General features: G+C 69.9%; 25 protein-coding genes and 1 tRNA gene. 16 read left to right on the plus strand and 10 right to left on the minus strand.

Annotation, left to right across the window (positions count from 1 at the left end; translation table 11 throughout):
- Window positions 1-94 precede the first annotated feature (94 nt).
- Genes FBY41_RS08875 through FBY41_RS08915 form a run of 9 tightly spaced genes read left to right on the plus strand, consistent with a single transcriptional unit; the run spans window position 95 to window position 9,178 of the window.
- Window positions 95-1,726, plus strand: a complete 1,632-nt coding sequence (locus FBY41_RS08875) for an ABC transporter substrate-binding protein (RefSeq protein WP_141843624.1) — start codon at window positions 95-97, stop codon at window positions 1,724-1,726.
- Between the two features lie 29 nt (window positions 1,727-1,755).
- A complete protein-coding gene (locus tag FBY41_RS08880; protein ID WP_141843626.1) occupies window positions 1,756-2,688 on the plus strand; it encodes an ABC transporter permease in 933 nt (310 codons plus the stop codon).
- Window positions 2,685-3,629: an ABC transporter permease gene (locus tag FBY41_RS08885; RefSeq protein WP_141843628.1), complete on the plus strand. Its 945-nt coding sequence runs from the start codon at window positions 2,685-2,687 to the stop codon at window positions 3,627-3,629. The genes FBY41_RS08880 and FBY41_RS08885 overlap by 4 nt, the downstream gene beginning before the upstream one ends.
- Window positions 3,626-4,570, plus strand: coding sequence for an ABC transporter ATP-binding protein (locus FBY41_RS08890; protein WP_260439662.1), 945 nt, complete (start codon window positions 3,626-3,628; stop codon window positions 4,568-4,570). The genes FBY41_RS08885 and FBY41_RS08890 overlap by 4 nt, the downstream gene beginning before the upstream one ends.
- On the plus strand, window positions 4,563-5,411 hold the full coding sequence (locus FBY41_RS08895) for an ATP-binding cassette domain-containing protein (protein ID WP_141843630.1): 849 nt from the start codon (window positions 4,563-4,565) through the stop codon (window positions 5,409-5,411). Before FBY41_RS08890 ends, FBY41_RS08895 begins: the two co-directional genes overlap by 8 nt.
- A complete protein-coding gene (locus tag FBY41_RS08900; protein WP_141843632.1) occupies window positions 5,408-6,400 on the plus strand; it encodes an aldo/keto reductase in 993 nt (330 codons plus the stop codon). Before FBY41_RS08895 ends, FBY41_RS08900 begins: the two co-directional genes overlap by 4 nt.
- Window positions 6,397-7,203 carry an HpcH/HpaI aldolase family protein gene (locus FBY41_RS08905; RefSeq protein ID WP_260439663.1) on the plus strand — a complete coding sequence of 269 codons (807 nt, stop codon included), beginning with the start codon at window positions 6,397-6,399 and terminating at the stop codon, window positions 7,201-7,203. The genes FBY41_RS08900 and FBY41_RS08905 overlap by 4 nt, the downstream gene beginning before the upstream one ends.
- Window positions 7,200-8,438: a sialidase family protein gene (locus FBY41_RS08910; RefSeq protein WP_141843634.1), complete on the plus strand. Its 1,239-nt coding sequence runs from the start codon at window positions 7,200-7,202 to the stop codon at window positions 8,436-8,438. The genes FBY41_RS08905 and FBY41_RS08910 overlap by 4 nt, the downstream gene beginning before the upstream one ends.
- Complete coding sequence (locus FBY41_RS08915) at window positions 8,435-9,178, plus strand: SDR family NAD(P)-dependent oxidoreductase (protein ID WP_141843636.1); 744 nt, start codon at window positions 8,435-8,437, stop codon at window positions 9,176-9,178. Before FBY41_RS08910 ends, FBY41_RS08915 begins: the two co-directional genes overlap by 4 nt.
- Window positions 9,179-9,199: 21 nt before the next feature.
- On the opposite strand, the gene FBY41_RS08920 is transcribed toward FBY41_RS08915, so the two are convergent.
- A complete protein-coding gene (locus FBY41_RS08920) occupies window positions 9,200-10,399 on the minus strand; it encodes a thiolase family protein (RefSeq protein WP_141843639.1) in 1,200 nt (399 codons plus the stop codon).
- 197 nt (window positions 10,400-10,596) lie between these two features.
- On the opposite strand from FBY41_RS08920, the gene FBY41_RS08925 reads away from it, so the two are divergent.
- Window positions 10,597-11,619 carry a HoxN/HupN/NixA family nickel/cobalt transporter gene (locus tag FBY41_RS08925; RefSeq protein WP_141843641.1) on the plus strand — a complete coding sequence of 341 codons (1,023 nt, stop codon included), beginning with the start codon at window positions 10,597-10,599 and terminating at the stop codon, window positions 11,617-11,619.
- An 11-nt stretch (window positions 11,620-11,630) separates the two neighbouring features.
- On the opposite strand, the gene FBY41_RS08930 is transcribed toward FBY41_RS08925, so the two are convergent.
- Both FBY41_RS08930 and FBY41_RS08935 read right to left on the minus strand, forming a co-directional pair.
- Window positions 11,631-12,146, minus strand: coding sequence for a DinB family protein (locus tag FBY41_RS08930; RefSeq protein WP_141843643.1), 516 nt, complete (start codon window positions 12,144-12,146; stop codon window positions 11,631-11,633).
- A 71-nt stretch (window positions 12,147-12,217) separates the two neighbouring features.
- Window positions 12,218-12,293: transfer RNA gene (locus tag FBY41_RS08935), tRNA-Lys, on the minus strand.
- A gap of 256 nt (window positions 12,294-12,549) precedes the next feature.
- Here FBY41_RS08935 and FBY41_RS08940 point away from each other — a divergent pair.
- Both FBY41_RS08940 and FBY41_RS08945 read left to right on the plus strand, forming a co-directional pair.
- Window positions 12,550-13,137, plus strand: coding sequence for a PAS and ANTAR domain-containing protein (locus FBY41_RS08940; protein WP_141843645.1), 588 nt, complete (start codon window positions 12,550-12,552; stop codon window positions 13,135-13,137).
- A gap of 163 nt (window positions 13,138-13,300) precedes the next feature.
- Window positions 13,301-13,822 (plus strand): YbhB/YbcL family Raf kinase inhibitor-like protein, encoded by a 522-nt coding sequence (locus FBY41_RS08945; RefSeq protein ID WP_141843647.1) that lies wholly within the window; start codon window positions 13,301-13,303, stop codon window positions 13,820-13,822.
- Window positions 13,823-13,915: 93 nt separating this feature from the next.
- Here FBY41_RS08945 and FBY41_RS08950 read toward each other — a convergent pair whose 3' ends face one another.
- Window positions 13,916-14,761, minus strand: coding sequence for a sigma-70 family RNA polymerase sigma factor (locus tag FBY41_RS08950; protein ID WP_141843649.1), 846 nt, complete (start codon window positions 14,759-14,761; stop codon window positions 13,916-13,918).
- A 198-nt stretch (window positions 14,762-14,959) separates the two neighbouring features.
- Here FBY41_RS08950 and FBY41_RS08955 point away from each other — a divergent pair, with 198 nt between their 5' ends.
- Window positions 14,960-15,571: a hypothetical protein gene (locus FBY41_RS08955; RefSeq protein WP_141843651.1), complete on the plus strand. Its 612-nt coding sequence runs from the start codon at window positions 14,960-14,962 to the stop codon at window positions 15,569-15,571.
- A gap of 231 nt (window positions 15,572-15,802) precedes the next feature.
- Here the strand turns inward: FBY41_RS08955 and FBY41_RS08960 are convergent, their stop codons facing one another.
- Window positions 15,803-16,069, minus strand: coding sequence for a hypothetical protein (locus FBY41_RS08960; protein WP_141843653.1), 267 nt, complete (start codon window positions 16,067-16,069; stop codon window positions 15,803-15,805).
- A gap of 95 nt (window positions 16,070-16,164) precedes the next feature.
- On the opposite strand from FBY41_RS08960, the gene FBY41_RS08965 reads away from it, so the two are divergent.
- The 3 genes from FBY41_RS08965 to FBY41_RS08975 all read left to right on the plus strand — a co-directional run bounded on the left by FBY41_RS08965 (window position 16,165) and on the right by FBY41_RS08975 (window position 18,151).
- Window positions 16,165-16,344: a hypothetical protein gene (locus FBY41_RS08965; protein WP_141843655.1), complete on the plus strand. Its 180-nt coding sequence runs from the start codon at window positions 16,165-16,167 to the stop codon at window positions 16,342-16,344.
- A gap of 174 nt (window positions 16,345-16,518) precedes the next feature.
- Complete coding sequence (locus FBY41_RS08970) at window positions 16,519-17,139, plus strand: DUF47 domain-containing protein (RefSeq protein WP_141843657.1); 621 nt, start codon at window positions 16,519-16,521, stop codon at window positions 17,137-17,139.
- Between the two features lie 7 nt (window positions 17,140-17,146).
- Window positions 17,147-18,151 (plus strand): inorganic phosphate transporter, encoded by a 1,005-nt coding sequence (locus tag FBY41_RS08975; RefSeq protein WP_141843660.1) that lies wholly within the window; start codon window positions 17,147-17,149, stop codon window positions 18,149-18,151.
- Window positions 18,152-18,272: 121 nt separating this feature from the next.
- Here the strand turns inward: FBY41_RS08975 and pstB are convergent, their stop codons facing one another.
- From pstB to FBY41_RS09000, 5 genes are all read right to left on the minus strand, one after another.
- Complete coding sequence (gene pstB, locus FBY41_RS08980; protein ID WP_141843662.1) at window positions 18,273-19,049, minus strand: phosphate ABC transporter ATP-binding protein PstB; 777 nt, start codon at window positions 19,047-19,049, stop codon at window positions 18,273-18,275.
- A 21-nt stretch (window positions 19,050-19,070) separates the two neighbouring features.
- Window positions 19,071-20,036 carry a phosphate ABC transporter permease PstA gene (pstA, locus tag FBY41_RS08985; RefSeq protein WP_141843664.1) on the minus strand — a complete coding sequence of 322 codons (966 nt, stop codon included), beginning with the start codon at window positions 20,034-20,036 and terminating at the stop codon, window positions 19,071-19,073.
- Complete coding sequence (gene pstC / locus FBY41_RS08990) at window positions 20,033-21,040, minus strand: phosphate ABC transporter permease subunit PstC (RefSeq protein ID WP_141843666.1); 1,008 nt, start codon at window positions 21,038-21,040, stop codon at window positions 20,033-20,035. The genes pstA and pstC overlap by 4 nt, the downstream gene beginning before the upstream one ends.
- Before the next feature lie 81 nt (window positions 21,041-21,121).
- Complete coding sequence (gene pstS / locus FBY41_RS08995) at window positions 21,122-22,246, minus strand: phosphate ABC transporter substrate-binding protein PstS (RefSeq protein ID WP_141843668.1); 1,125 nt, start codon at window positions 22,244-22,246, stop codon at window positions 21,122-21,124.
- A gap of 249 nt (window positions 22,247-22,495) precedes the next feature.
- Window positions 22,496-23,437, minus strand: coding sequence for an NUDIX hydrolase (locus FBY41_RS09000; RefSeq protein WP_260439664.1), 942 nt, complete (start codon window positions 23,435-23,437; stop codon window positions 22,496-22,498).
- Between the last annotated feature and the right edge of the window lie 75 nt (window positions 23,438-23,512).

Below are 23,512 nucleotides of genomic sequence, written 5' to 3' on the forward strand. Positions count from 1 at the left end.
ATTGCGCGATTCGTGCAATGGTGCGAATGTAGTGGGACCCGAACGGCGCGCGGTGCGCAGTCGCGGTCGAGGCCACGCTCAACGAGGAGTTCCGATGCCCCAGCAAACGCCATCTCGCGTTTCCCCGTCTGACCAGCCGGCGCGGCAGCACTCGCGCCGCTCCATCCTCAAGTTCGGCTCGCTGGCCGGCGCGGGCCTGATCTTCGCCCCCGTGCTCGCCAACTGCGCCGGGCCCAAGTCCGCCACGAGCACGTCCACCGGAGGCGCTGCCGCTGCCGGTGGCGCCCTGAGCATCGTGCTCAACCGCAACCTGGTCAGCCTCGACAACAAGCTGAACCAGTACGACGCCGCCGTCACGGTGCAGCGCGCGGTGCGCGAGGCACTGACGAGGATCGGCGACAAGCTCACCCCCGAGCTCGTGCTCGCCGAGTCGTTCGAGCAGACCAAGCCGACGGTCTGGACCGTCAAGCTCCGCGACGACATCCACTACTCCGACAAGTCGAAGGTCACCGTCGAGGACGTCGAGACCGCGCTCAAGCTCTACTTCGAGGTCAAGGCCGGCTACGTCGCCTCGCAGTTCCCCGAGCAGCCGACCTTCACGAAGGTGGACGACCGGACCTTCACCCTGACGACGAAGAACCCCGTCGTCTCGCTCAACTCCCTGATGTCGAACATCCTCATCACGCCGGCCAAGGACAACAAGCCCGAGGAGCTGGGCACCGGCCTCGGCACCGGCCCCTTCACGATCGCGAGCGCGGACTCCGGCACGGGCACCTACCGCCTCGTGCGCAACGCCAACTACTGGGGCACCCCGGCCAAGCTCGAAGAGGTCAACGTCAGCTACCAGGAGGAGGAGGGGGCGCGCGTCATCGCGATCACCTCGGGTCAGACCGACGTCATCGACACGATCACGCCCGAGTCCGCCGCCTCGCTCAAGACGAACTCCGACATCGACGTCATCGAGACTCCGGGCACGCGCCTCATCCACCTCTTCTACAACTTCCGCAAGCCGGCGAGCAGCCCGCTCGCCAATCCCAAGGTCCGCGAGGCGCTGAGCTACGCGATCGATCACCAGTCGCTCATCAAGGCCCTCATGAACGGCCAGGTGACCTCGGCCGAAGGGGTGGTGCCGACCACGCTGGCCGGCTTCGCCAAGACGGGCGACTACGTCTACGACGCGGCCAAGGCCAAGCAGATGCTCGCCGACAACGGCGCCGCAGGTCTCAAGGTGCGCATCATCTGGGAGGACTCGGAGTTCGCGGGGGCCTCGCGGGTCCTCGAGGCCGTGTCCCAGATGTTCGCCGCGGTCGGCGTGACCGCCGAGCTGAAGATGATCCCCAAGGGCGGCGAGATCAACGCCTGGCGTCGCGGCGAGGCCGGCGACTGGGACATCCTGGCCAACGGCTACGGCAACCAGACGGGGCTCGCCCTCACCAATCTCCAGGGCCAGTACGGCGGCACGGCCGAGAAGGAGAAGACGCGCGACACCTACCACGGCTTCGTCTTCCCCGACATCACCGCGCTCCTCGACCAGGCCGCCGCCGAGTCCGACGAGGCCAAGCGCACCGACCTGCTGAAGCAGGCCCAGGAGAAGATCTGGGCGCAGTGGCCGGCCGTGTGGGCCTGGACCCCGAACAACGTCCTGGCCAAGCGCAAGCGGGTCCAGAGCCTCAACCTCCGGGCGACGAACTCCTACGACCTCGCCGCCGTGACCGTCTCCGGCTGACGTCCAGCCGACCAGACCAAGGTGATTCCATGCTCACGTACGTCCTGAAACGGATCGGTCAAACGATCCTGACGGCCTTCCTGGCCGTGGCGACGGTGTTCGTCCTGCTCCGCATGGCGCCGGGCGACCCCGCGGCCAACTATGCGCCGCCGAACCCGAGCTCCGAGCAGCTCGAGGCCATCCGCCAGCAGTTCGGGCTCGACCAGACGATCCCCGTGCAGTTCTGGACGTTCCTGCAGCACCTGTTCCAGGGCGATGTCGGCACGTCGTTCTTCTTCAAGCGCCCCGCGCTCGAGGTCGTCCTGGAACGCCTGCCCTACACGATCACCCTCGCGGTCGCGGCGATCATCCTGACGTCGATCGTCGCGATCCCGCTGGGGGTGTGGATGGCGCGGCGCAACAACACCGGCCCCGAGCTCGGCGCCAACATCGGCACGATCGCCGGCCAGTCGATGCCCGACTTCTGGATCGGCTTCGTGCTGCTCATCCTCTTCGCGGTGAACCTCAGGTGGTTCGAGCCGTCGGGCTACGACTCGCCTGCCTCGATCATCCTGCCGACGGTGACGATCGCCATCCTGCAGATCGCCCTCATCTCTCGGCTCGTGCGCCGCGAGATGGTCGTCAACCTCGCCTCGCCCTACCTCACCGTGGCGCGGTCGCGGGGGGTCTCCGAGCGAGCCCTGACCTGGCGCTACGCCTTCGCGAATGCCGCACTCCCTGTCGTGACGGCGCTCGGAACCCGCTTCGCCGCCATGCTCAACGGCGTCGTCATCGTCGAGGTGGTCTTCAACTGGCCGGGGGTCGGCGAGCTCGTCGTCAACGCGCTCAAGCAGCGCGACTTCCCGCTCATCCAGGCCACCGTCCTCGTGACCGTCATGCTGGCGCTCTTCGTCCAGCTCCTCGTCGACCTGCTCTACCCGCTCATGGACCCGCGGGTCCGTCTCGGAGAGGCGAGCTCATGACCACCTCCACCTCCGCACCCCGGTCGCCCAACCTCAGCGAGGTTCCCGGCTCGATCCTCGGGCGTGACTCGGCGGTCAACAAGGTGCTGCTGCGCCGATCCGCGGCAGCCCGACGCGCCCGCTACAGCACGATCAAGATCTGGGTGGGTGCCATCTGCGCCGGCGTCGTCATCATTCCCGTCGTGCTGGCGAACGTCCTCCCGCTGCCCGACCCGATCGTCGGGCAGCTGAGCGACTCGGCCCTGCCGCCCTTCAGCCCCGGGCACCTGCTCGGCACCGACCCGAACGGCCGTGACCTGCTCTCGCGCATCCTGCACGGCGGCCAGACCTCGCTCGTCATCGGGATGCTCGCGATCTTCGTCTCGGGACTCTTCGGCATCGTCGCGGGCGCCGCTGCAGGCTACTTCGGCGGGTGGGTCGACACGTTCATCTCGCGACTGCTCGAGGCGCAGATGGCCCTCCCGCTGCTGCTCATGCTGCTGCTCGTCGTCGCCCTCTTCGGGCCGTCGATCCCCGTGATCACGCTCGTCATCGCGTTCGCCCAGTGGCCGGAGCCCGCACGCATCACCCGGGCGCTCGTGCTCGTCGAGCGGGAGAAGCCGTACGTCGCGGCGGCGCGGGTGCTCGGCCTGCGCAAGTTCTCGATCCTGCGCCGGCACGTCGTGCCCAACATCCTCCAGCAGGTGCTCGTCGTCGTGCTCCTGCTGCTGGCCCAGGCCGTCCTGCTCGAGAGCGCCCTGTCCTTCCTCGGCGCCGGCGTCCAGCGGCCGTACCCGACCTGGGGCGGCATCATCTCCGACGGGCGTGAGCTCTTCGTCACGGGCAAGCCGTGGCTCGTGACCGTGCCGGGCGTCGCCATCGCGATGCTCGTCGTCGGAGTCAACCTCGTCGGCGACGGCCTGCGCGACCGCGTGCGCCGTGCGAAGGGAGACCAGGCATGAGCGTGCTCGAGGTCAAGGACCTCCAGGTCGAGCTGATGACGACCGATGCGGTCGTCCGCGCCGTCGACGGAGTGAGCTTCCACATCGACGAGGGCGAGACGGTGACCATCATCGGCGAGTCCGGCTCGGGCAAGTCGACGACGGCGATGGCCCTGCTGCGGCTGCTGCCCGACGACCTCGCCGTCATCTCGGGGGAGGCCCGCATCGCCGGACAGGACGTCACCGGCGACCGCAAGGTCATCAACCAGCTGCGTGGCCGGGTGGTCGCCCTCATCCCGCAGGATCCGATGACCGCGCTCAACCCGATCCGCACCATCGGGCGCCAGATGACCGAGGCCGTGCGCATCAAGTACCCCAAGCTGGGCAGGTCGGAGGCCAAGCAGCGGGCGCTGTCGCTCATGGAGCAGGTGCACATCCGCAACCCTGCGAAGCAGTTCGACGCCTACCCCCACCAGCTCTCGGGCGGCATGCTCCAGCGGGTGCTCATCGCCATGGCCGTCTCGACGGACGCCGACCTCATCGTGGCCGACGAGCCGACGAGTGCGCTCGACGTGACCGTCCAGGCCGGCATCCTCGACCTGCTCCTCGAGCTCCAGGAGCAGACCGGCATCGCCCTGCTGCTCATCACGCACGACCTCGGTGTCGCCCGGCTCATGAGCGACCGCATCCACGTCATGAAGTCCGGCGTCTTCGTCGAGAGCGGTCCTGTCACCGACGTCGTCGACCACCCGCAGCACCCCTACACGCAGAAGTTGCTCGGGGCGATCCCCGAGCTCGGCCCTTGGCACGATCCCGCACTCACGGAGCCGTCACAACCGGGGCCGTATGCCGTGGGCGACGTTCCCGACTCGGGTTCCGTTGCGCCGCAGACTGGTTCAACGGAAGCCAGCGGCTCCGCAGCATCCGGCGCCAAGCTCGTCAAGGAGGCCAGCCATGGCTGACAACCTGCTCACCGTGAGCAACCTCGTCGTCGAGTACAAGACGGGCAGCGAGACCTTCCGCGCCGTCGACGACGTCTCGTTCAGCGTGCCGCGCGGCGGGACCCTCGCCATCGTCGGAGAGTCCGGCTGCGGCAAGTCGACCATCGCCAAGGCCCTGGTCCGCCTGTTGAAGCCGACGTCCGGCACCGTCGACCTCGACGGCACCGACCTCGCCGCTCTGACCGAGCGACAGCTGCGCCCGATCCGGCACCGCGTCCAGATGGTCTTCCAGGACCCCTACGGTTCCCTCGACCCGCACCTCACCGCGCAGCAGATCGTCGCCGAGCCGATTGCCGTGCGCGGAGAGAAGTCACGCAAGGCCCAGCGGGACAAGGCAGCACAGCTCATCGACCGCGTCGGACTGCCGAAGACGGCGCTCGGGCGCAAGCCTCCGGAGTTCTCCGGAGGGCAGCGCCAGCGCATCGGGATCGCCCGCGCGCTGGCGTCCGAGCCCGAGCTCCTTGTCTGCGACGAGGCGACGAGCGCACTCGACGTGTCGGTGCAGGCGCAGGTGCTCGAGCTGCTCGCCGACATCCAGGCCGACACCGGCCTGACCTACCTCTTCATCTCGCACAACCTCGGTGTCGTGCGGGCGATCTCGCAGAACACGGTCGTCATGCGCGCCGGCAGGATCGTCGAGAGCGGCCGCACCGACGACCTGCTCTCCCGCCCGCAGGAGGACTACACGCAACGCCTGCGCCGCTCGGCGCTCGAGCCTGGCCTCATGACGGGCATCAAACCGCGACACCTCATCCGCCACATCGCCGCCTCCCGGACGGCCGAGACCGAGAAGGCATCATGACCACCGCAACCCTGCCGGCCATCGAGCTGCCGGGCCTCGACCGGCCGCTCTCACGGCTGGTCCTCGGCACGATGACGTTCGGCGACACCGTCGACCTCGACACCGCCCGCACCATGGTCGACACGGCGCTCGCCGCCGGCATCACCTCGATCGACACCGCCAACGGGTATGCCGCCGGGCGCAGTGAGGAGATGCTCGCCGAGATCCTCGCTGGCCGCCGCGACGCCGCGACGATCGCGACCAAGGCCGGCATCTATCCCGGCGACGCGGGTGGCGCGCCGCTGCTCTCCGCGGCCGGGCTCCGGTCGTCCCTCGAGGCAAGCCTGCGTCGCCTGCACACCGACTACGTCGACGTCTACTACCTCCACCAGCCCGACCGCTCGGTGCCGATCGACGTAACCATCGGCGCTCTGGCCGATCTCGTCCAGGAGGGCAAGGTGCGCTCCATCGGCGTCTCCAACTTCTCGGCCTGGCAGATCGGCGACGTCTTCGCTGCCTGCGATGCCCTCGGCACGCCCCGCCCGATCCTCGCGCAGCAGCTCTACAACCTCGTCGCACGTCGCATCGAGGCCGAGTACGTCGAGTTCGCAACGACGAAGAGTCTGGCGACGATCGTCTACAACCCGCTCGGTGGCGGTCTGCTCACCGGCCGGCACTCCTTCACGGAGTCGCCCGCGCAGGGGCGCTTCGGCGACTCGGCGCTGGCGACGATGTACAAGGACCGCTACTGGAATGCCGAGACGTTCGCGGTCATCGACGCCCTCGGCGCGATCGCGGCCGATTCCGGCATCACCCTGCCCGAGCTGTCGCTGCGGTGGCTGCTCTCCAAGCCCGTCGTGTCGGCGGTCCTCCTGGGCGGGTCCAAACCACGTCAGCTGGAGGCCAACATCACTGCTGCACAAGCCGGTCCGCTCCCCGAGGATGTCGTGGCAGCGTGCGACGACGCCGGCCAGGCGCTTGCCGGGTCGATGCCGGGGTACAACCGATGAGCGCCGGGGGAGGCACCGCCATGGAGCGGAGCCGTGAGCGGGTGCTCGACTACGCCCGCCGGCTCCGGGCACGCGAGACGATCCTCGGCTACTGGGTCATCATCGACTCGCCGGTCTCCACCGAGCGGCTCGCGCGCGTCGGCTACGACTACGTCTGCTTCGACGGCCAGCACGGGCTGCTCGACTACAAGGGCATCCTCGCCGGCATGCAGGCCATCGACGCCGGCGGTGAGTCGGTGGGCATGGTCCGGGTCGGCGCCAACGACCCCTTCCTCATCGGGCAGGCCCTCGACGCCGGCGCCGCCGGGGTCATCGTGCCGCTCGTCAACACGGCCGAGGACGCCGCGCGGGCGGTCTCGTACGCGAAGTACGGCCCCGAGGGCATCCGCTCCTACGGCCCGATGCGGGCCCAGCTGCGCGTCGGCCCCAACCCGGCCGACTCCAACGCCGCCACCGTCGTGCTCGCGATGATCGAGACGCCGCAGGGGCTCGAGAACGTCGAGGCGATCGCCGCGACCCCCGGCATCGACGGGCTCTACATCGGCCCCTCCGACCTGCGCCTCGCGGTCGGGGGAAAGACCTCGGTCGACCCTGACGTCGACGACGTCTTCGAGGAGGCGGTCGCCCGCATCCTCCGAGCAGCCGAGTCCGCCGGCATCGCAGCCGGGTTCCACACTCCCAGTGGGGAGGTCGCGTCGAAGCGGCTCGGCCAGGGCTTCACGCTCGCCACCGTGTCGTCCGACCTCATCCACCTCGAGCAGGCGGCGACGGCCCACCTCCGCGCCGCTCGCGGGGAGCTGTGAGCACCGCAGAGGCCGCTCCGGCCCTCCCGACCGACGGTGTCCTGCGCGTCCGTGAGGGAGGTGGCCGGACGGCATACCTGCCCACCCCGACGGTGCAGTGCCACGCGGCCAACCTCGCGTGGCTGCCGAACGGCGATCTCGCCTGCGTGTGGTTCGGCGGCACCCAGGAGGGTGTCAGCGACATCACCGCCTACCTCAGCCGTATGCCGTCCGGTACCGACACGTGGCTGGACCCCGTGCCGCTCAGCGACGACCCGACGCGGTCCGAGCAGAATCCCGTGCTCTTGACGGCGCCGGGAGGCGACGTCTGGCTGCTCTACACGGCGCAGCTCGCGGGTAACCAGGACACGTCCGAGGTGCGCCGACGCGTCTCCCGCGATGGTGGGGCGACGTGGGAGCCCCCGAGCGTGCTCCTCCCGGCGACCGATGCCGGCGGCGTCTTCGTCCGCCAGCCTCCGGTCGTGCTCGGCAGCGGACGCATCCTGATCCCTGTCTTCAACTGCGTCACCGTGCCCGGCGAGAAGTGGGTCGGCAACGAGGACACGTCGAGCGTCTGGTGGAGCGATGACGACGGGGCGACCTGGACCGAGTCGCCAGTGCCCGGATCACTCGGCTGTGTGCACATGAATGTCGTTGCGCGGCAGGACGGTTCGCTCTGGGCGTGCTTCCGGAGCCGCTGGGCAGACCACATCTGGCAGTCGACGTCGACCGACGACGGGCTCACGTGGGCCGAGCCGACCCCGACCGAGCTGCCCAACAACAACTCCTCGATCCAGGCTGTCGCCACCGGTGGGGGAGAGGTCGCGCTCGTCTTCAACCGCAGCTCCGCGCGCGACGCCACCGAGAGGCGGGTCTCGCTCTACGACGAGATCGACGACGAGGGTGTGCGCGACGGGCTCGAGGGCCCGGTCGTCGCCGAGCCCTCCGTGGACGAGGCGGAGGCTGTCGGCCGGCGAACCGCCTTCTGGGGGGCGCCGAGGGCACCGATGACGCTCGGCCTCAGCCCCGACGAGGGGCGGTCGTGGCCCGTGCAGGTCGACCTCGAGACGGGCGACGGCTACTGCATGTCCAACAACTCGCGCGACGGTCTCAACCGCGAGCTCTCCTATCCCTCGGTGCTGCCCGCTCGCGACGGCGGGCTCCACGTGGCCTACACCTACCGCCGTCGGGCCATCAAGCACGTGCACCTTCCCCCTGACGTCGTCGACCGTCTGCGACCCAGCCCGTCCCCATGACGGCGGCGACCCTGCCCGAGCCGGCCCCCTCCCCACCGGACGGCCGCGTCACACGCAGCGCGGTCGTCACGGGGGCCAGCTCGGGCATCGGCCTCGCCATCGCCCACGACCTCGTCGGTGCCGGGTGGCACGTCCTCGGCCTCAGCCGCTCGCGCGGCGCGCTGCCGGACGCCGCCACGTGGGTGCCGTGCGACCTGGCTGACGTGATCTCGGCCGGCGAGGCAGTGCAGGCGGTGCGTGAGGCCGCGACCGGCGGCGTGGACGCGATCGTCCACGCCGCCGGCCTCCAGTTCTCCGCCCTGGTGGCGGAGCTGCGGCCAGAGCAGGGTGAGCGCATGTGGGCGGTTCACGTTCGAGGCGCCGAGCTCGTCGTCGGGGGTCTCGTCGAGACGCTCTGCGACGGCGGCCGGGTCGTGCTCGTCGGAAGCCGCACCATGACCGGCGTGCCTGGCAAGAGCCAGTACGCCGCGACCAAGGCGGCGCTCACCGCGATGGCGCGCTCATGGGCGGCCGAGCTCGCGCCGCGGCGGATCACCGTCAACGTCGTCGCGCCGGGCCCGACGCGCACGGCGATGCTCGACGACCCGAACCGTGCCTCCGTGCCGCCCGTCGTGCCGCCTCTCGGTCGACTGGTCGAGCCGGCAGAGATCGCTGCGCTCACGAGGTTCCTCCTCGAGCCGGCAGGTGCCATGGTGACGGGGCAGACGATCGTCATCTGCGGGGGCGCGTCCCTGCCCTGAGCGCCGGGGGGCCGGGTCGCGTCAGGCGGTGACGTTCTCGAGGACGACGGCCAGCCCCTGGCCGACGCCGATGCAGATGCACGCGACGCCCCACCGGTCGCCGCTGCGCTGCAGGCTCCTCGCGAGCGTGCCGAGGATGCGTCCACCCGAGGCGCCGAGCGGGTGTCCGATGGCGATGGCGCCGCCGTGGCGGTTGACTATCTCCGGGTCGATGTCCCACGCGTCGATGCACGCGAGCGACTGCGCCGCGAAAGCCTCGTTGAGCTCGACGGTGGCGACGTCGCCCCACGTGATCCCCGCCCGGGACAGGGCCTGGTTGGCGGCCTCGACGGGCGCGTAGCCGAAGAACTGGGGGTCCAGCGCGCTCGCACCCCGGCCGGCGATCCGGGCGACGGGCGCCAGGCCGAGCTCGTCCGCGGCCGCGGCGCTGCCGAGCAGCACCGCTGAGGCGCCGTCGTTGAGCGGCGAGGCGTTGCCGGCCGTGACCGTGCCCCCCTCGGCCCGGAACGAGGTGCGCAGACCGGCGAGCCTCTCGGGCGTGGTGTCGGGCCGGATCGACTCGTCGCGGGCGAGGTCGACGCCCGGCACCGACACGACGAGCTCGTCGTAGAACCCCGAGCTCCAGGCCTCGTCCGCCAGGCGGTGGGAGCGGGCCGCGAAGTCGTCCTGCCGCTCGCGCGAGATGTCGAAGCGCTCGCGCAGCTGCTCGGTCGCCTCGCCGAGGGAGACGGTCCACTCGGGCGGCATCGCCGGGTTGACGAGCCGCCACCCGAGGGTCGTCGAAGCGAGAGCGAGATCGCCTGCGGGATAAGGCTTCTCGGTCTTGGGGAGCACCCACGGGGCGCGCGTCATCGACTCCACGCCGCCGACGACCACCACGTCGGCCTCACCGGTCGCGATCTGGCGCGAGGCGATCATCGCTGCATCGAGACTCGAGCCGCAGAGCCGGTTGACCGTCGTTCCGGGGATCGTCGTCGGCAGACCGGCGAGCAAGGTCGCCATGCGCGCGACGTTGCGGTTGTCCTCACCTGCCCCGTTCGCGTTGCCGAAGACGACCTCGTCGACGTGCTCGCCCGCGCCGTCACCGGCCAGACCGGGTGCACGCTCGACGACGGCGCGCACGACGAGGGCCGCGAGGTCATCGGGCCGGGTGGCTGCGAGCGCCCCGCCGAAGCGTCCGAACGGGGTGCGGATGGCGTCGTAGACGAAGGCGTCGTTCACGCGCGCACCTCGTCACAGCAGTCGGTCATGGCGGTCTCCTTCGTCCGGTGCCGCGAGCATGCCACGTCCGACGGTGGTTGCACCTGCGACTCTGTCGCATCTAGCGTGGCCCCGTGGCGATCGAGGTGGGGCAACCGAGCACCAGGCGAACGCTGCGCTCCCGGCTGTCGCCCGACCAGCATCGCAGCGTCCTCGGCATGAGTGTCGTCGTCCTGGCGCTCCACGTCATCGGCTGGGGCCTGCTCCTCGGGGTCGTGGCGCCGCAGGAGTACCGCGTCGCGGGCCAGCTCTTCGGTGTGGGACTCGGCGTCACGGCATACACCCTCGGGATGCGCCACGCCTTCGACGCCGACCACATCGCCGCCATCGACAACGCCACCCGCAAGCTCATGAGTGACGGCCAGCGGCCGATGAGCGTCGGCTTCTGGTTCAGCCTCGGGCACTCGTCCGTCGTCTTCGCCATGGTCATGCTCCTCGCGTTCGGCATCCGGGCGCTCGCCGGCGCCCTCGCCGACGACGGCTCCGAGCTGCAGCAGATCACGTCGGTGTGGGGCACCTCGGTCTCCGGCGTCTTCCTCGTGCTCATCGGGCTCGTCAACCTCGCCGCGCTCATCGGCATCCTGCGCGTCTCGCGCCAGATGCGCTCGGGCCACTACGACGAGGCCGAGCTCGAGCGCCAGCTCGACAAGCGTGGCTTCCTCAACCGCATCCTCGGGCGGGTCAACCGGGCGGTCACGAAGCCGTGGCACCTCTACCCCGTGGGGGTGCTCTTCGGCTTCGGCTTCGACACCGTGACCGAGGTCGGCCTGCTCGTCATCGCCGGCGGCGCCGCTGCCGCCAACCTGCCGTGGTATGCCGTCCTCACCCTTCCCGTGCTCTTCGCCGCGGGCATGTCGCTGCTCGACTCGATCGACGGCTCGTTCATGAACTTCGCCTACGGGTGGGCGTTCAGCAAGCCGGTGCGCAAGCTCTACTACAACATCACCGTGACGTCGCTCTCGGTCGCGGTGGCCCTCGTCATCGGCATCATCGAGCTCGTCTCGATCATCACGGACAAGCTCGAGATCACCTCTGGCCCCCTTGCGTGGATCGGCGGCATCGACCTCGCGAGCATCGGCTTCTGGATCGTCGGGCTCTTCGTCGTCACCTGGCTCGTGTCCCTCGCCATCTGGCGCTGGGGCCGCATCGAGGAGAGGTGGACGAGCGGCCTCGCCGACTGAGCCGGAGAGCCTCAGGGCTCCTCACCCGTCTGGCCGTCGATGAGCTCTCGCGCCATGTCCAGGTGACCGGCGTGGCGCGCGTACTCCTGGACGAGGTGGAGCAGGATCCAGTGCAGCTGTGGTGCGGCGGCGGCATCGGTGAACCGTCCGCCGATGGTGGCGCTCTCGGTCAGCTCGTGGTCCTCGACGACGGCCCGGGTGCTGCGCCCCGCACCCTCGAGCAGGGCCGTCAGCTCCCCAGCCGTCAGGTCGGGTGACACCCAGCCGGCGCCCTCCTGGTCCGCCCACGGATCGGCGATGGCCTCTGCCATGAATCCCCAACGGATCCAACGGCGCTCGACGTTGGCGAGGTGGTTGACGAGGCCTGCAGGTGTCCAGCCGGAGGGCACGGTGGCCCGCTGCAGCTCGTCGCGGTCCAGCCCGTCGACCTTGCTGCTGATCACCGACCGGTAGTAGTCGAGGTACTGCAGCAACAGGTCTCGAAGGTCGGGGGTGGAGGACGGCTCGGGAAAGGCTGTGGGCGCCATGGCGCCATCTTCCCCGTCGCCTCCGGCTGGCGCACACCTCAGGCGCCGATGAGATGTGACCTGCGTTTGACTGGTGGGCCCCGTCGGGCTCGAACCGACGACCGGCGGATTAAAAGTCCGATGCTCTACCGACTGAGCTAGAGGCCCGGGAGTGGGGAGTCTAGGGCAACGTCCCTCGCAGCCATGGCGGACCAGACGGGGGCCAGCGCCGCCCGGGCTGACTCACGGCCAGTATGCCGCAGCCCTCCGGCTCAGCGGCCCGTACCCTCGGCGCTCGTGCCCGTATGCCGTCTGGCCGGGGTCGGTGCGGTCCCTCTGTCGGCCTCCGGCTGGGCTGACACGGGCGCGTGAACGATGAGATTCTGGTCCTGCACGTGCAGGGCAGGGATGGAGGAGGAACGCCATGAGCACGCGTCCAGCCTTTGGGGAGTGCGTCTACGACTACGCCACGCAGACGTGGTGGTGGTCCGATGACATGTATGCCGTCGCCGGGTTGACCCGGAGCGACGCCGACCCCTCCGAGCTGCTCTTCAAGCGCATGCACGAGGACGACCGTGACACCATCGCCGAGACGCTGTCCGCCGCGCTGGAGGCGGGGGCGCCGATCTCGGGGCAGTACCGGCTCTACGACGGGGACGACCGGGTGCGCTCGATCGCCTTCGTCGGCGACGCGGACCGCGACGCGGACGGCCAGCTCCTGCGGATGCGCGGCCTCGCTTTCGACGTCACCGGAGTGGTCGAGGAGCTGGCCAACGCGGCGGTCGCCGCCGCGACGACGAACCGCGCCGCGATCGAGCAGGTCAAGGGGGCGCTGAGGTTCGCCTACGGGCTGGACGACGCGGCGGCGTTCGGCATCCTGTCCCGCTACTCGCAGGCGAGCAACGTCAAGCTCGGGGTCATCGCGCAACGGGCGGTCGAGCGCCTGGGCACGGCCAAGGCCGGAGACGTCTCGGTCATCCAGGTCATCGAGGAGGCGGCCTCCCCGACCTAGGAGCGCCGCGCCACGTCATGGCCCTGGGTGCCAGGGTGCGCGCTGTCATGGTGCGCGCGCGCTATCAGGGTGCGCGTCCTCTCGCGCGACCTGCGATCGCGCCTCAGGCGAATGGGGTATCACTGGAGTCCACCCTTCGTCAGCGGACCTCCAGGAGCACCGAATGAGCCTCGCCCGCAAGGTCGCCCCCAACCCCTACGACTACCTGCCCCCGGTGCCGTCCTTCGACGTCACGAGCGACGACGTGCACGACGGGTCTGCGCTCAAGAGCGACCAGGTCGCCGACGGCGGCAACACCTCGCCGCAGCTCTCCTGGAGCGGCGCGCCCGAGGGCACGCAGAGCTACGTCGTCACCTGCTTCGACCCGGACGCCCCCACGCCGTCAGGCTTCTGGCACTGGGTGCTCGTCGACCTGCCCGCCGATGTCACCTCGCTCGAGACCGGCGCTGCCTCGAAGTCATTGCCGGGCAAGGCCTTCCACGTGCGCAACGACGGAGGTGACCATGGCTTCATGGGTGCGGCCCCGCCGAAGGGCGACATGCCGCACCGCTACTTCTTCGTCGTGCACGCCGTGTCCGAGCCGACCCTCGGCGTCGACGAGAACGCCTCGCCGGCCGTCGTGTCGTTCAACCTCGCCTTCAAGACGCTGGGGCGCGCCCTGATCCACGGCACCTACCAGCACTGACAGCCAGCACTGACGGCCGGCACTGACGGCCGGCATGGCATCGGCGTCGGTCCCGGTCTCCCGGGCCCGACGCCGATGTCGCAGGGGTGGTGGTCAGGCGGAGATGAGCGCTGCCCGACGAGGCTCGGCCCGGCGCGGCTCGAGCGGACGGACCTCGGTCGGGCGCAGCTCGGACGGCTCGAGGTGCTCGCGGAGCTCGTCGAGGATGCGGCGCAGCAGGCGGCTCACCTGCATCGCCGACAGGCCCATCGACTCCGCGATCTCGGCCTGGGTCATGTCACGGGTGAAGCGCAGCTCGACGAGCTCGCGGTCGCGGGGCGCGAGACGCTGCAGGGCCGTGCGCACGACGATGCCCTCGTCGAGGCCGGGGTCGGTGAGCGCATCGGCTCGACCGTCGATGAGGTCGAGCACGGGTCGGCCGCCCTCGGTCGTCGTCGCGTCGAGGGAGGCCGGTCGCAGGTTGCTTGCCGCGACCTGGGCCTCCTTGACCGCCTCGAGGGTCAGGTCGAGCTCGGCGGCGAGCTCCTCGAGGGTCGGCTCGTGGCCCAGGCTCTGCTCGAGCCGCGAGCGCGAGTCGGTGACGAGCTGCCGGCGCTCCTGCAGGCTGCGCGGTGGGCGCACGAGCCAGCCGTGGTCGCGGAAGTGCCGCCGCAGCTCTCCGGTGATGGTCGGCGTCGCGTAGGCCCCGAACTCCGTGGTCTGCGCGAGGTCGAAACGCTGGACCGCCTTGAGCAGGGCGAGGAACGCCACCTGCTCGAGGTCGTCTCGCTCGATGCCCTTGCCGGCGTAGCGGTGGGCGAGTGAACGAGCGAGCGGCAGGTGCAGCCTCGTGACGGCCTCGAGGGCCTTGGAGCGCTCGGACTCGCTGTCAGCGGTGCGGACTGTGGTGATGAGTGCTCGGGTCTGGGCGTCGCGCGGAGCCCTCGACAGGTCGGTCATGCGTCCTCCATCAAAGATGTGGCGGCGCTTTCTTGACCGACTGGACAGACGTTAGACAAAGACTGAACAGTGCGCAACTCACCTGTTCAACGTTGCGCGACGGGACGGTCCGGGCGGGCGCAGCCCGAGAGGACGTTGCCGAACGAGCGCCGTGGATCGCGGACTCGGCCCGTCGGCGTCGGGGTCTAGCCTGCTGGGATGAGTGAGAGCGAGCATCGCAACCACAGGCGGCCCGCCTTCTTCAGCCCGTCGGCCCTCGAGGCTCACGGGCCTGCCTACGACCCCACGGAGCAGATCCACGTCGCGCACGAGACGGCGCAGGCGCTCGTCCACGCCGGCCGCGCGGCTGCCGACCCGGCGGTCACGCAGAAGCTCGTGGCGCTCGTCGACGACATCGGTCTGTCGACCCTCGCCGAGCTGTGGTCGCAGCGGCCGGCCCGCTCGCTCCCGGGTGCGCTCTGGCGCCTCTACGTGCTGCGCGAGTGGGTGCAGCGCGCCCCCGACGAGGCAAGCCGGGAGTATGCCGCCGGCATCCGCTTCACTGGACCCAACCATGCCGTGGCCGGCGCCGCCGAGCCGCCCGGGCCCGAGGAGATGAGCCGGGTCATCGACGCGGTGCTCCGCGGCGTCTTCGAGGGAGACCTCGCGGTCGCTCTCGAGCGCGCATCGGCCTTCTGCCGCGTCGTGTCGGCCGGGCGCGCCGACATCTCCTCGGGCGGAGACACGGCACAGCAGGCCGCCAACATGCTGACGATGGCCGACGACCTCACGGCCTGTGCCCGGCTGTGGCGGGCCGGCGCGCTCGACTGACGGGCGTGACCCGCAGACCCGGCCACACGGCATACGGCCTCGACGTGGGACGGCGTGGGGCTGCGTGCACGGCGCGAGCCGATGCCTGACAGGGGTTGCGCAGGGGTTGCGCAGGGGTTGCGCAGGGGTTGCGCAGGGGTTGCGCATCAGCACCTTTGGTGATCCTCCCGCGACGCGATTATTCTGTTCCTCGCGTCGGGTCGCGGTAGCCCCGGGTCCCAAATTCAGCCGCTACGAGCGGCCCTGTGCCGAGAGGCGCTCCCGGCCCGACGCCACAACCTCCCCAACCTCCGCGGTCACCCGCGCCCCGGCCGGGATCGGCACGTCCTGTGTCGCCGCCGAGCGGCACAGCACCTCGTGGGCCGTCATGTCGGCCGCGACGGAGAAACGGGCGCGGCGGGCCGGGCCCGTCCACGCACACGTGCCGCAGCGGCCCACGAAGAAGCTCCCGCGCACGGTGACGCTCCACGGATCGGCGGCCTCGGCGTCCGGGGGCATGTCGTCATGATGCTCTCGCGCGCCGGGTGTGGAAAGCCCTGTCTTGTTTGTGACTAAGAGCCACGGGGCCCGGCCCGGCAATCTAGATTGAGGGCATGACGCCCGAGGATGAGCGGTCCGGAGACCTGCTCGACGTTGCCCTGGCCGACGAGATCGAGCTCGTCAGCGACCTCGTGGTGGCCGCGTCCACGACGACGCGTCATTTCACTCCTGCAGAGGTCGACGCGTTGCTCGGGATCACTGCGGCGCGTGGGGCTGGCGCGGCGACGTCCTGAGGGCGGATGGGGACCTCTCGTCCGGTTCGTCCTGGGGCTTCTCGCTCGGCTCGGCCGCTCTCGAGCAGGTACGGCACCTCAGTGAACGGCAGATGTCGGCTCGGTTGCGTGCAGAGGTCCAAGTACCCGTAGCATCTTCCCGGACCCAGACCCCCCATCGACCGGAGCACCCCCGTGGGTTTTCGCCTCACACCCCAGGACACGAGTTTCTTCACGCTTTTCACCGCACAGGCCCAGCTGCTCGTCGACGCGACGAGTGAGCTGACCCGGTTCCTGGAGGTCGACCCCTCGAAGCGCCAGGCGGTGGCCGACCGGCTCAAGGAGCTCGAGCACGCCGCGGACGACGCGACCCATGAGCTCATCAACCGGGTCAACAGCTCGTTCATCACGCCGTTCGACCGCGAGGACATCCACGCCCTCGCCGCCTCGCTCGACGACTGCATGGACCTCATCGAGGAGACCGGCGACCTCATCGTGCTCTACCGCGTGGGAGACATCCCCGAGGGTCTCGCCGAGCAGTTCGAGATCCTCGCGCGGATGGCCGAGGTGACCGCGGAGGCGATGCCGCGTCTGCGTTCGCTCAAGGACCTCAAGAGCTACTGGATCGAGATCAACCGCCTCGAGAACCAGGCCGACACGCTGCACCGCAAGCAGGTCGCAGCGCTGTTCACCAACTCGCCCGACCCGGTCGAGCTGATCAAGGTCAAGGCCATCGTCGACGGGTTCGAGGACGCCGCCGACGCGTTCGAGAAGGTGGCCCACGTCGTCGAGGGCATCGCGGTCAAGGAGTCCTGACCCTCCGATGGAACCCACCCTTCCCCTGTTGGGGGTCATCGCCTGCATCACCCTGGCGATGGGCTTCAACTACACGAACGGCTTCCACGACGCCGCCAACGCCATCGCCACGTCGATCTCGACGCGGGCCCTGACCCCCAGGGTCGCGCTCGCGATGGCCGCGGTCGCCAACCTCTTCGGAGCGTTCTTCGGCGGCAAGGTCGCCAAGACCATCGGCTCCGGCATCATCGAGACCCCGACCGGGGTCGACGGCCTGTGGCTCGTCGCCGCGGCCCTCATCGGCGCGACCGGCTGGAACCTCATCACGTGGTGGTTCGGCCTGCCGTCATCCTCGTCGCACGCGCTCATCGGCGGCCTCGCCGGCGCGGCGCTCGCGGCCGGTGTGGCCGTCCAGTGGGAGGTCATCTGGACCAAGGTCATCATCCCCATGGTCCTCTCGCCGATCTTCGGTCTCACGATCGGCTACCTCTTCATGGTGTCCATCCTCTGGGGCTTCCGCCACGCCAACCCGTCCAAGGTGACCCGCGGTTTCCGCCTCGCCCAGACCGGCTCCGCGGCGGCCATGGCGTTCGGTCACGGCCTCCAGGACGCCGCGAAGACGGCCGGCGTCGTCGTCCTCGTCCTCAACATCGCGGGCTACCACGAGGGTGACTCGATCCCGCCGTGGGTGCTGCTGCTGTCGGCGATCGTCATCTCCGCCGGCACGTATGCCGGTGGGTGGCGGATCATGCGCACGCTCGGGCGCCGCATCATCGACCTCACACCCCCGCAGGGCTTCGCCGCCGAGACCACCGCGGCGTCGATCCTCTACGTCGCCGGTCTCGCCTTCGGCGCGCCGATCTCGACGACCCACACGATCACCTCGGCGATCATGGGCGTCGGCGCGGCCAAGCGCCTGTCGGCCGTGCGCTGGAGCGTCGCCGGCAACATCGTCGGGGCGTGGTTCCTCACCTTCCCGGGTGCCGGCCTCGTCGCCGTGCTCGCGTGGTACGTCAGCGGCATCTTCCGCTGACGCCCGCCTCCCCCATCGAAAGAGCAGTCCGTCGGGGTTCGGCGTGAGGGTGACCTCACGCTGAGCCGACGGACTGCTCTTTCGATTGCGGTTCGTGCCGACGACCTGCGCTGTCGATCGGTCAGCCGAAGCGGCCGGAGATGTAGTCCTCGGTGGCCTGCTCCGACGGGTTGTTGAAGATCCGCGTCGTGTCGTCGATCTCTATGAGGCGGCCGGGCTCGCCGGTGGCCTTGAGGTTGAAGAAGGCCGTGCGGTCGGAGACCCGAGCGGCCTGCTGCATGTTGTGCGTGACGATGACGATCGTGAACTCGCTCTTCAGCTCGTTGATGAGGTCCTCGATGGCGAGCGTCGAGATCGGGTCGAGGGCCGAGCACGGCTCGTCCATGAGGAGCACCTGCGGCTGCACGGCGATGGCGCGTGCGATGCACAGGCGCTGCTGCTGGCCGCCGGAGAGGCCGGCGCCGGGCTTGTTCAGACGGTCCTTGACCTCGGTCCAGAGGTTCGCGCCCTTGAGCGAGGACTCGACGATGCCGTCGAGGGTCTTCTTGTTCTTGACGCCGTTGAGGCGCAGGCCCGCGGCGACGTTGTCGTAGATCGACATCGTCGGGAACGGGTTGGGCCGCTGGAAGACCATGCCGATGGTGCGGCGCACCGTGACCGGGTCCATCGAGGGGGCGTAGAGGTCCTGGTCGTCGAGCATGACCTTGCCCTCGACCCGGCCGCCGGGGATCACCTCGTGCATCCGGTTGAGGGTGCGCAGGAAGGTCGACTTGCCGCAGCCCGAGGGGCCGATGAAGGCCGTGACGGACCGGGGCTCGACCGTCATCGAGACGCCCTCGACGGCCTTGAAGGAGCCGTAGTAGACGTTCAGGTCGTTGACGTCGATTCGCTTTGCCATGTCTGGACGCTTCGCTTTCTCTTACTTCTTGACCGAGCCGAAGTACGCGATGACCCGGCCGATGATGTTGAGCAGCAGGACGAGGATGATCAGGGTGAGCGCTGCCGCCCACATCCGCTCGGCCGCCGTCGCGAGGGCGAAGTCGCCGCGGTCCTGGTTGATCATCATGGGCAGCGTGGGGAAGTTGCCGTTGAACAGGTCGCGCTGGAAGTTCTTCGTATAGGGAGCGAGGATCAGCAGCGGGGCGGTCTCGCCCATGACGCGCGCGATGCCGAGCAGCACGCCGGTGATGATCCCCGAGAAGGCGGTGCGCAGCACGACCTTGACGACCGTGACCCACTTGGGCACGCCCAACGCATACGCCGCCTCGCGCAGCTCGTTGGGCACGAGCTTCAGCATCTCCTCGGTGGAGCGCACGACGACGGGGATCATGAGCAGCACGAGGGCGAGGGCCGCGGCGAAGCCCGAGCGGCTGAGGCCGAAGGTCGTCACCCACACGGCGTAGATGAAGAGGGCGGCGACGATCGAGGGGACACCCGAGAGGATGTCGACCGTGAAGCTGATCGCCTTGGCGAGGCGGCCCCGGCCGTACTCGACGAGGTAGACGGCGGTGAAGATGCCGATCGGCACGGCGATGAGGGCGGTCATGCCGACCATCTGCAGGGTGCCCTCGATGGCGTGACGGGCACCGCCCCCCGCGTCGTCGGAGTTGATGTTGCGCTGGTTGCCGGTCCACCACTGCATCGACCCGAGCAGGTGGGCGCCCTTGGAGATGACGGTCCAGAGGATCCAGACGAGCGGGACCATCGCGAGGAAGAAGCAGAACCACATGACGACCCGGGCGATGACGTCCTTGACGTTGCGGGCCCGGTGCGGGCTGCCCATCTGGCGCAGTGCGTCACGCCCCGGGCGACCGCCGGGCGGGGTGCTGGCGTCGTCGGGGACGGAGGGGTCGTCGGGCCGGCGCTCGTCGGTGATGGCGCTCATTCGGTGAAGGCCTTCCTGCGCTCGATGACGACCCGGGCGATGCTGTTGACGATGAAGGTCAGCACGAAGAGCACGAGGCCGGCCGCGATGTAGGCGCCGGTCTTGCTCGGGTTGCTGAACTCCGCGGCGTTGTTGGCGATCTTGGACGCGAAGGTCTCGCCGCCGTTGAAGAGCGACCACGTCCACGGCGAGCCGTCCGCGAGGGCCGAGACGAGGAAGGTCACGGCGATCGTCTCGCCGAGGGCGCGGCCGAGGGCCAGCATCGAGGCGGAGATGACGCCGGGGCGGCCGAAGGGCAGCACCGCGGTCCGGATCATCTCCCACTTCGTCGCGCCGAGCGCCAGGGCGCCCTCCTTGTGCGCGAGCGGGGTCTGGTCGAAGACCTCGCGCGAGAGTGCGGTGACGATCGGCAGCACCATGATCGCGAGGACGATGCCGATGAAGAAGATGGTGCCCCCGGAGATGCCGGTGGGGGAGAAGAGCGGGAACCAGCCGAGCCTGTCCTCCATGAAGCCCTGCACGGGCTTGAAGAAGGGGCTGAAGGTGATCAGGCCCCAGAGGCCGTAGACGATCGAGGGCACCGCGGCGAGCAGGTCGACGAGGGCGGCGGCCGGGCGGCGCATCCACGCGGGGGCGTACTGCGTGATGAAGAGCGCGACGCCGACGCCCACGGGCACCGAGATGAGCATGGCCAGGGTCGAGGCCGTCACGGTGGTCCAGAGGAACTCGAGGATGCCGAAGCGGGGTTCCTCGCCTCCCGGGGCCCATTCGCGCGACGTGAAGAAGTTGGCGCTGTTGTCGGCCAGCGCGGGGATCGCCTGGACGATGAGGAAGACGGCGATGAGGCTGACGAGGACGATGACGACCACACCCGAGAGGGTGGCGGCGCCGCCGAAGATGCGGTCGCCCACACGGCCCGTCGAGGCGGCGTCGGCGCTCAGGGGAGGCCTGCCGTCAGGGCCGGGCAGCTCGTCGGTGGCAGAGACACCGGTCACGCTCGACACGTGGTTCCTTCTTCCTGGAGGGGGCTGGTGGTGCCGCGAGGGGCGGACGCCGGATCACGGCGCCCGCCCCCGCACATCGGGTCAGGAGATGGCGTCGACGGCCGTCTTCACCTTGGTGGCGACCTCGGCCGGCAGGGGAGCGTAGCCCTGCTCGCCGAGCTTGCTCTGGACCTCGTCGGAGGAGAAGGTCTGCAGGAACGCCTTGACCTTCTTGCCCGTCTCGGCGTCAGCGTACTTCGAGCAGACGATCTCGTAGGTCACGAGGACGATCGGGTAGGCCCCCGGCTCCTTGGTGGCGTAGTCGATCTTGAGCGCGAGGTCGTTGCCCGTGCCGGTCTGCTCCGCGGTGGCGATGGTCTTGCCCGCCGACTCGGCCGTCAGCTCGACGGGCCCGGAGCCGGTGTCGATCTGGGCCATCTTGAGGGAGTTCTGCTGGGCGTAGGAGAGCTCGACGTAGGTGATGCCGCCGTCCTGGCCCTTCGTGGCGGTGGCGACACCGGCCGACTTCTCCTTGCCCTCGCCCTTGCCGGTCCACTTCTTGCCGGTCTCGTAGGTCCAGGCCTCGGGAGCCGCGGCCTTGAGGTACTTCGTGAAGTTCTCGGTCGTGCCCGACTCGTCGGAGCGGAAGAAGACCTTGATGGGCGTGGCCGGCAGGGTGACGCCCTTGTTGAGGGCGGCGATGGCCGGGTCGTTCCACACGGTGATCTTGCCGTCGAAGATCTTGGCGGCGACGTCGGCGTTGAGGACGAGCTTGTCGACACCGGCAACGTTGTAGGCGATGGCGATGGGGCCGGTGACCATCGGCAGGTTCCACGCCGGCGAGCCGCACGACTTGGCGGCGTCCTCGGACTCGATGGCGCCGTCCTTCTCGACGGTCTTGAGCGCCGAGTCGGAGCCGGCGAAGTCGACCTGCTTGGCGATGAACTGCTTGATGCCGGCACCGGAGCCCGTGGGCTGGTAGTCGATGTTGGCGTCGGTGCAGGCGTTCTGGAAGACGGAGATCGCCTCGTCGATGGCGTTCTTCTGGGCCGAGCTGCCCTCTGCCTTGAGGTCGCCGGAGAAGCAGTTGGCGCTGCCGGTGGCACCGGCGGAGGTGCCGTTGCCAGCGGGGGTGGTGGTGCTGGTGTTCTCGGATGCGCAGGCCGAGAGCGCAAGAGCGCCGGACAGGGCGATGGCGCCGAGAGCGCTGATACGCGATACAGACACGAGCGGTTCCCTCTCGATGGGGGGTGGTCTTGGTGCCGGGCGGTCAGTCCGACCGGCGGGGTGGACTCTTCGTCCACCGGCGACGCTAAGCCGGTCGGGTGACCGTTTCTCCCCGTCCGGTTAACGGCAGGTGAACGGGGCCTGACGAGTTGGGGAGAGGAGCGATCTCGTCGTGCGGGCCCGCGTGCGCCGCCGCACGATGAGGGGTTGGGCAACCCCGCCGGTATGCCGTCCGGCCGGGTCGCCGGCTCAGGTGTCGATGCGCTCGACGCCGACGATGCGGGCGTGCTCGCCGGTGCCGTGGACGTGGCAGACGAGCACCTCGCCCTTGCGCATGGCCGAGCGGGCCGCCTCGTGGAGACGAGTGCCCACCTCCGTGTGGTCGGGGCCGGCGCGGTGCCCGAGCGTCTCGAGCAGCCCGGGCAGCACCGGGCCGTGGCTGCAGAGGGCAGCCGGCTCGCCCCGCGCGAGCAGGCGCGCGAGCTCGCTCGCGGCGTCGTCGGGGCTCACGGCGAAGCCCTCCTCGGAGAGTCCGTCGCGGGTGCGCAGCTTGAGGCCCTTGGACACGGCATACGGCTCCACGGTCGCGCTGCACCGCACCGACGACGAGCTGACGACGCGCGTCACACCGTAGGCACCGAGCACGGCGGCGACGCCCGTCGACTGGGCCCGTCCGACGGCGTCGAGCGGGCGCAGCCGGTCATCGCGCTTCCACTTGCTCCGAGGCGTTGCCTTGGCGTGGCGCACGAGGGCGAGCGGCCAGGTGTCGAGCTCGCCCGCACGCTCGGCCCGCACGAGCGCGAGCAGCTGCTCGCGGTCGCGCGCGTAGTCGAGGCGGACGTTGGCGGTGCGCACGTCGACCCAGGCCACCTCGTCGATCTCGTGGAGCAGCTTGCCCGACCCGCCGATCACGACCGAGGCCCAGTAGTGCACGACCTTGGTGGCCGGCGCGCCGGTGGCGTCGAGGATGGGGTACTCCGACAGGGGCAGCGGCGTGCCGAGGCGCACGACGAGCCCGGTCTCCTCGAAGGTCTCGCGCGCGGCGGCGACGCAGGGGTGCTCACCCGGGTCGAGCTTGCCCTTGGCCCACGACCAGTCGTCGTACTTCGGCCGGTGCACGAGGGCGACCTCGAGCCGCCCGTCGCGGTGGCGCCACGGGAGGGTGCCGGCGGCTGGGACGATGGAGGCCACGCGCGACAGTGTGCCGCATGTGGACGCCCCGGGCGCGGTGGTCACGCCGCAGACGCGAGAATCCGGCTGATCGAG

It is taken from the genome of Humibacillus xanthopallidus (assembly GCF_006716675.1).
Taxonomy (GTDB): domain Bacteria; phylum Actinomycetota; class Actinomycetes; order Actinomycetales; family Dermatophilaceae; genus Humibacillus; species Humibacillus xanthopallidus_B.

Coding starts and splice junctions, on each gene's coding strand:
- FBY41_RS08875 (WP_141843624.1), top strand. CDS start 95: ATGCCCCAGCAAACGCCATCTCGCGTTTCCCCGTCTGACCAGCCGGCG.
- FBY41_RS08880 (WP_141843626.1), top strand. CDS start 1,756: ATGCTCACGTACGTCCTGAAACGGATCGGTCAAACGATCCTGACGGCC.
- FBY41_RS08885 (WP_141843628.1), top strand. CDS start 2,685: ATGACCACCTCCACCTCCGCACCCCGGTCGCCCAACCTCAGCGAGGTT.
- FBY41_RS08890 (WP_260439662.1), top strand. CDS start 3,626: ATGAGCGTGCTCGAGGTCAAGGACCTCCAGGTCGAGCTGATGACGACC.
- FBY41_RS08895 (WP_141843630.1), top strand. CDS start 4,563: ATGGCTGACAACCTGCTCACCGTGAGCAACCTCGTCGTCGAGTACAAG.
- FBY41_RS08900 (WP_141843632.1), top strand. CDS start 5,408: ATGACCACCGCAACCCTGCCGGCCATCGAGCTGCCGGGCCTCGACCGG.
- FBY41_RS08905 (WP_260439663.1), top strand. CDS start 6,397: ATGAGCGCCGGGGGAGGCACCGCCATGGAGCGGAGCCGTGAGCGGGTG.
- FBY41_RS08915 (WP_141843636.1), top strand. CDS start 8,435: ATGACGGCGGCGACCCTGCCCGAGCCGGCCCCCTCCCCACCGGACGGC.
- FBY41_RS08925 (WP_141843641.1), top strand. CDS start 10,597: ATGAGTGTCGTCGTCCTGGCGCTCCACGTCATCGGCTGGGGCCTGCTC.
- FBY41_RS08930 (WP_141843643.1), bottom strand. CDS start 12,146: ATGGCGCCCACAGCCTTTCCCGAGCCGTCCTCCACCCCCGACCTTCGA.
- FBY41_RS08940 (WP_141843645.1), top strand. CDS start 12,550: ATGAGCACGCGTCCAGCCTTTGGGGAGTGCGTCTACGACTACGCCACG.
- FBY41_RS08945 (WP_141843647.1), top strand. CDS start 13,301: ATGAGCCTCGCCCGCAAGGTCGCCCCCAACCCCTACGACTACCTGCCC.
- FBY41_RS08950 (WP_141843649.1), bottom strand. CDS start 14,761: ATGACCGACCTGTCGAGGGCTCCGCGCGACGCCCAGACCCGAGCACTC.
- FBY41_RS08955 (WP_141843651.1), top strand. CDS start 14,960: ATGAGTGAGAGCGAGCATCGCAACCACAGGCGGCCCGCCTTCTTCAGC.
- FBY41_RS08960 (WP_141843653.1), bottom strand. CDS start 16,069: ATGCCCCCGGACGCCGAGGCCGCCGATCCGTGGAGCGTCACCGTGCGC.
- FBY41_RS08965 (WP_141843655.1), top strand. CDS start 16,165: ATGACGCCCGAGGATGAGCGGTCCGGAGACCTGCTCGACGTTGCCCTG.
- FBY41_RS08975 (WP_141843660.1), top strand. CDS start 17,147: ATGGAACCCACCCTTCCCCTGTTGGGGGTCATCGCCTGCATCACCCTG.
- pstB (WP_141843662.1), bottom strand. CDS start 19,049: ATGGCAAAGCGAATCGACGTCAACGACCTGAACGTCTACTACGGCTCC.
- pstA (WP_141843664.1), bottom strand. CDS start 20,036: ATGAGCGCCATCACCGACGAGCGCCGGCCCGACGACCCCTCCGTCCCC.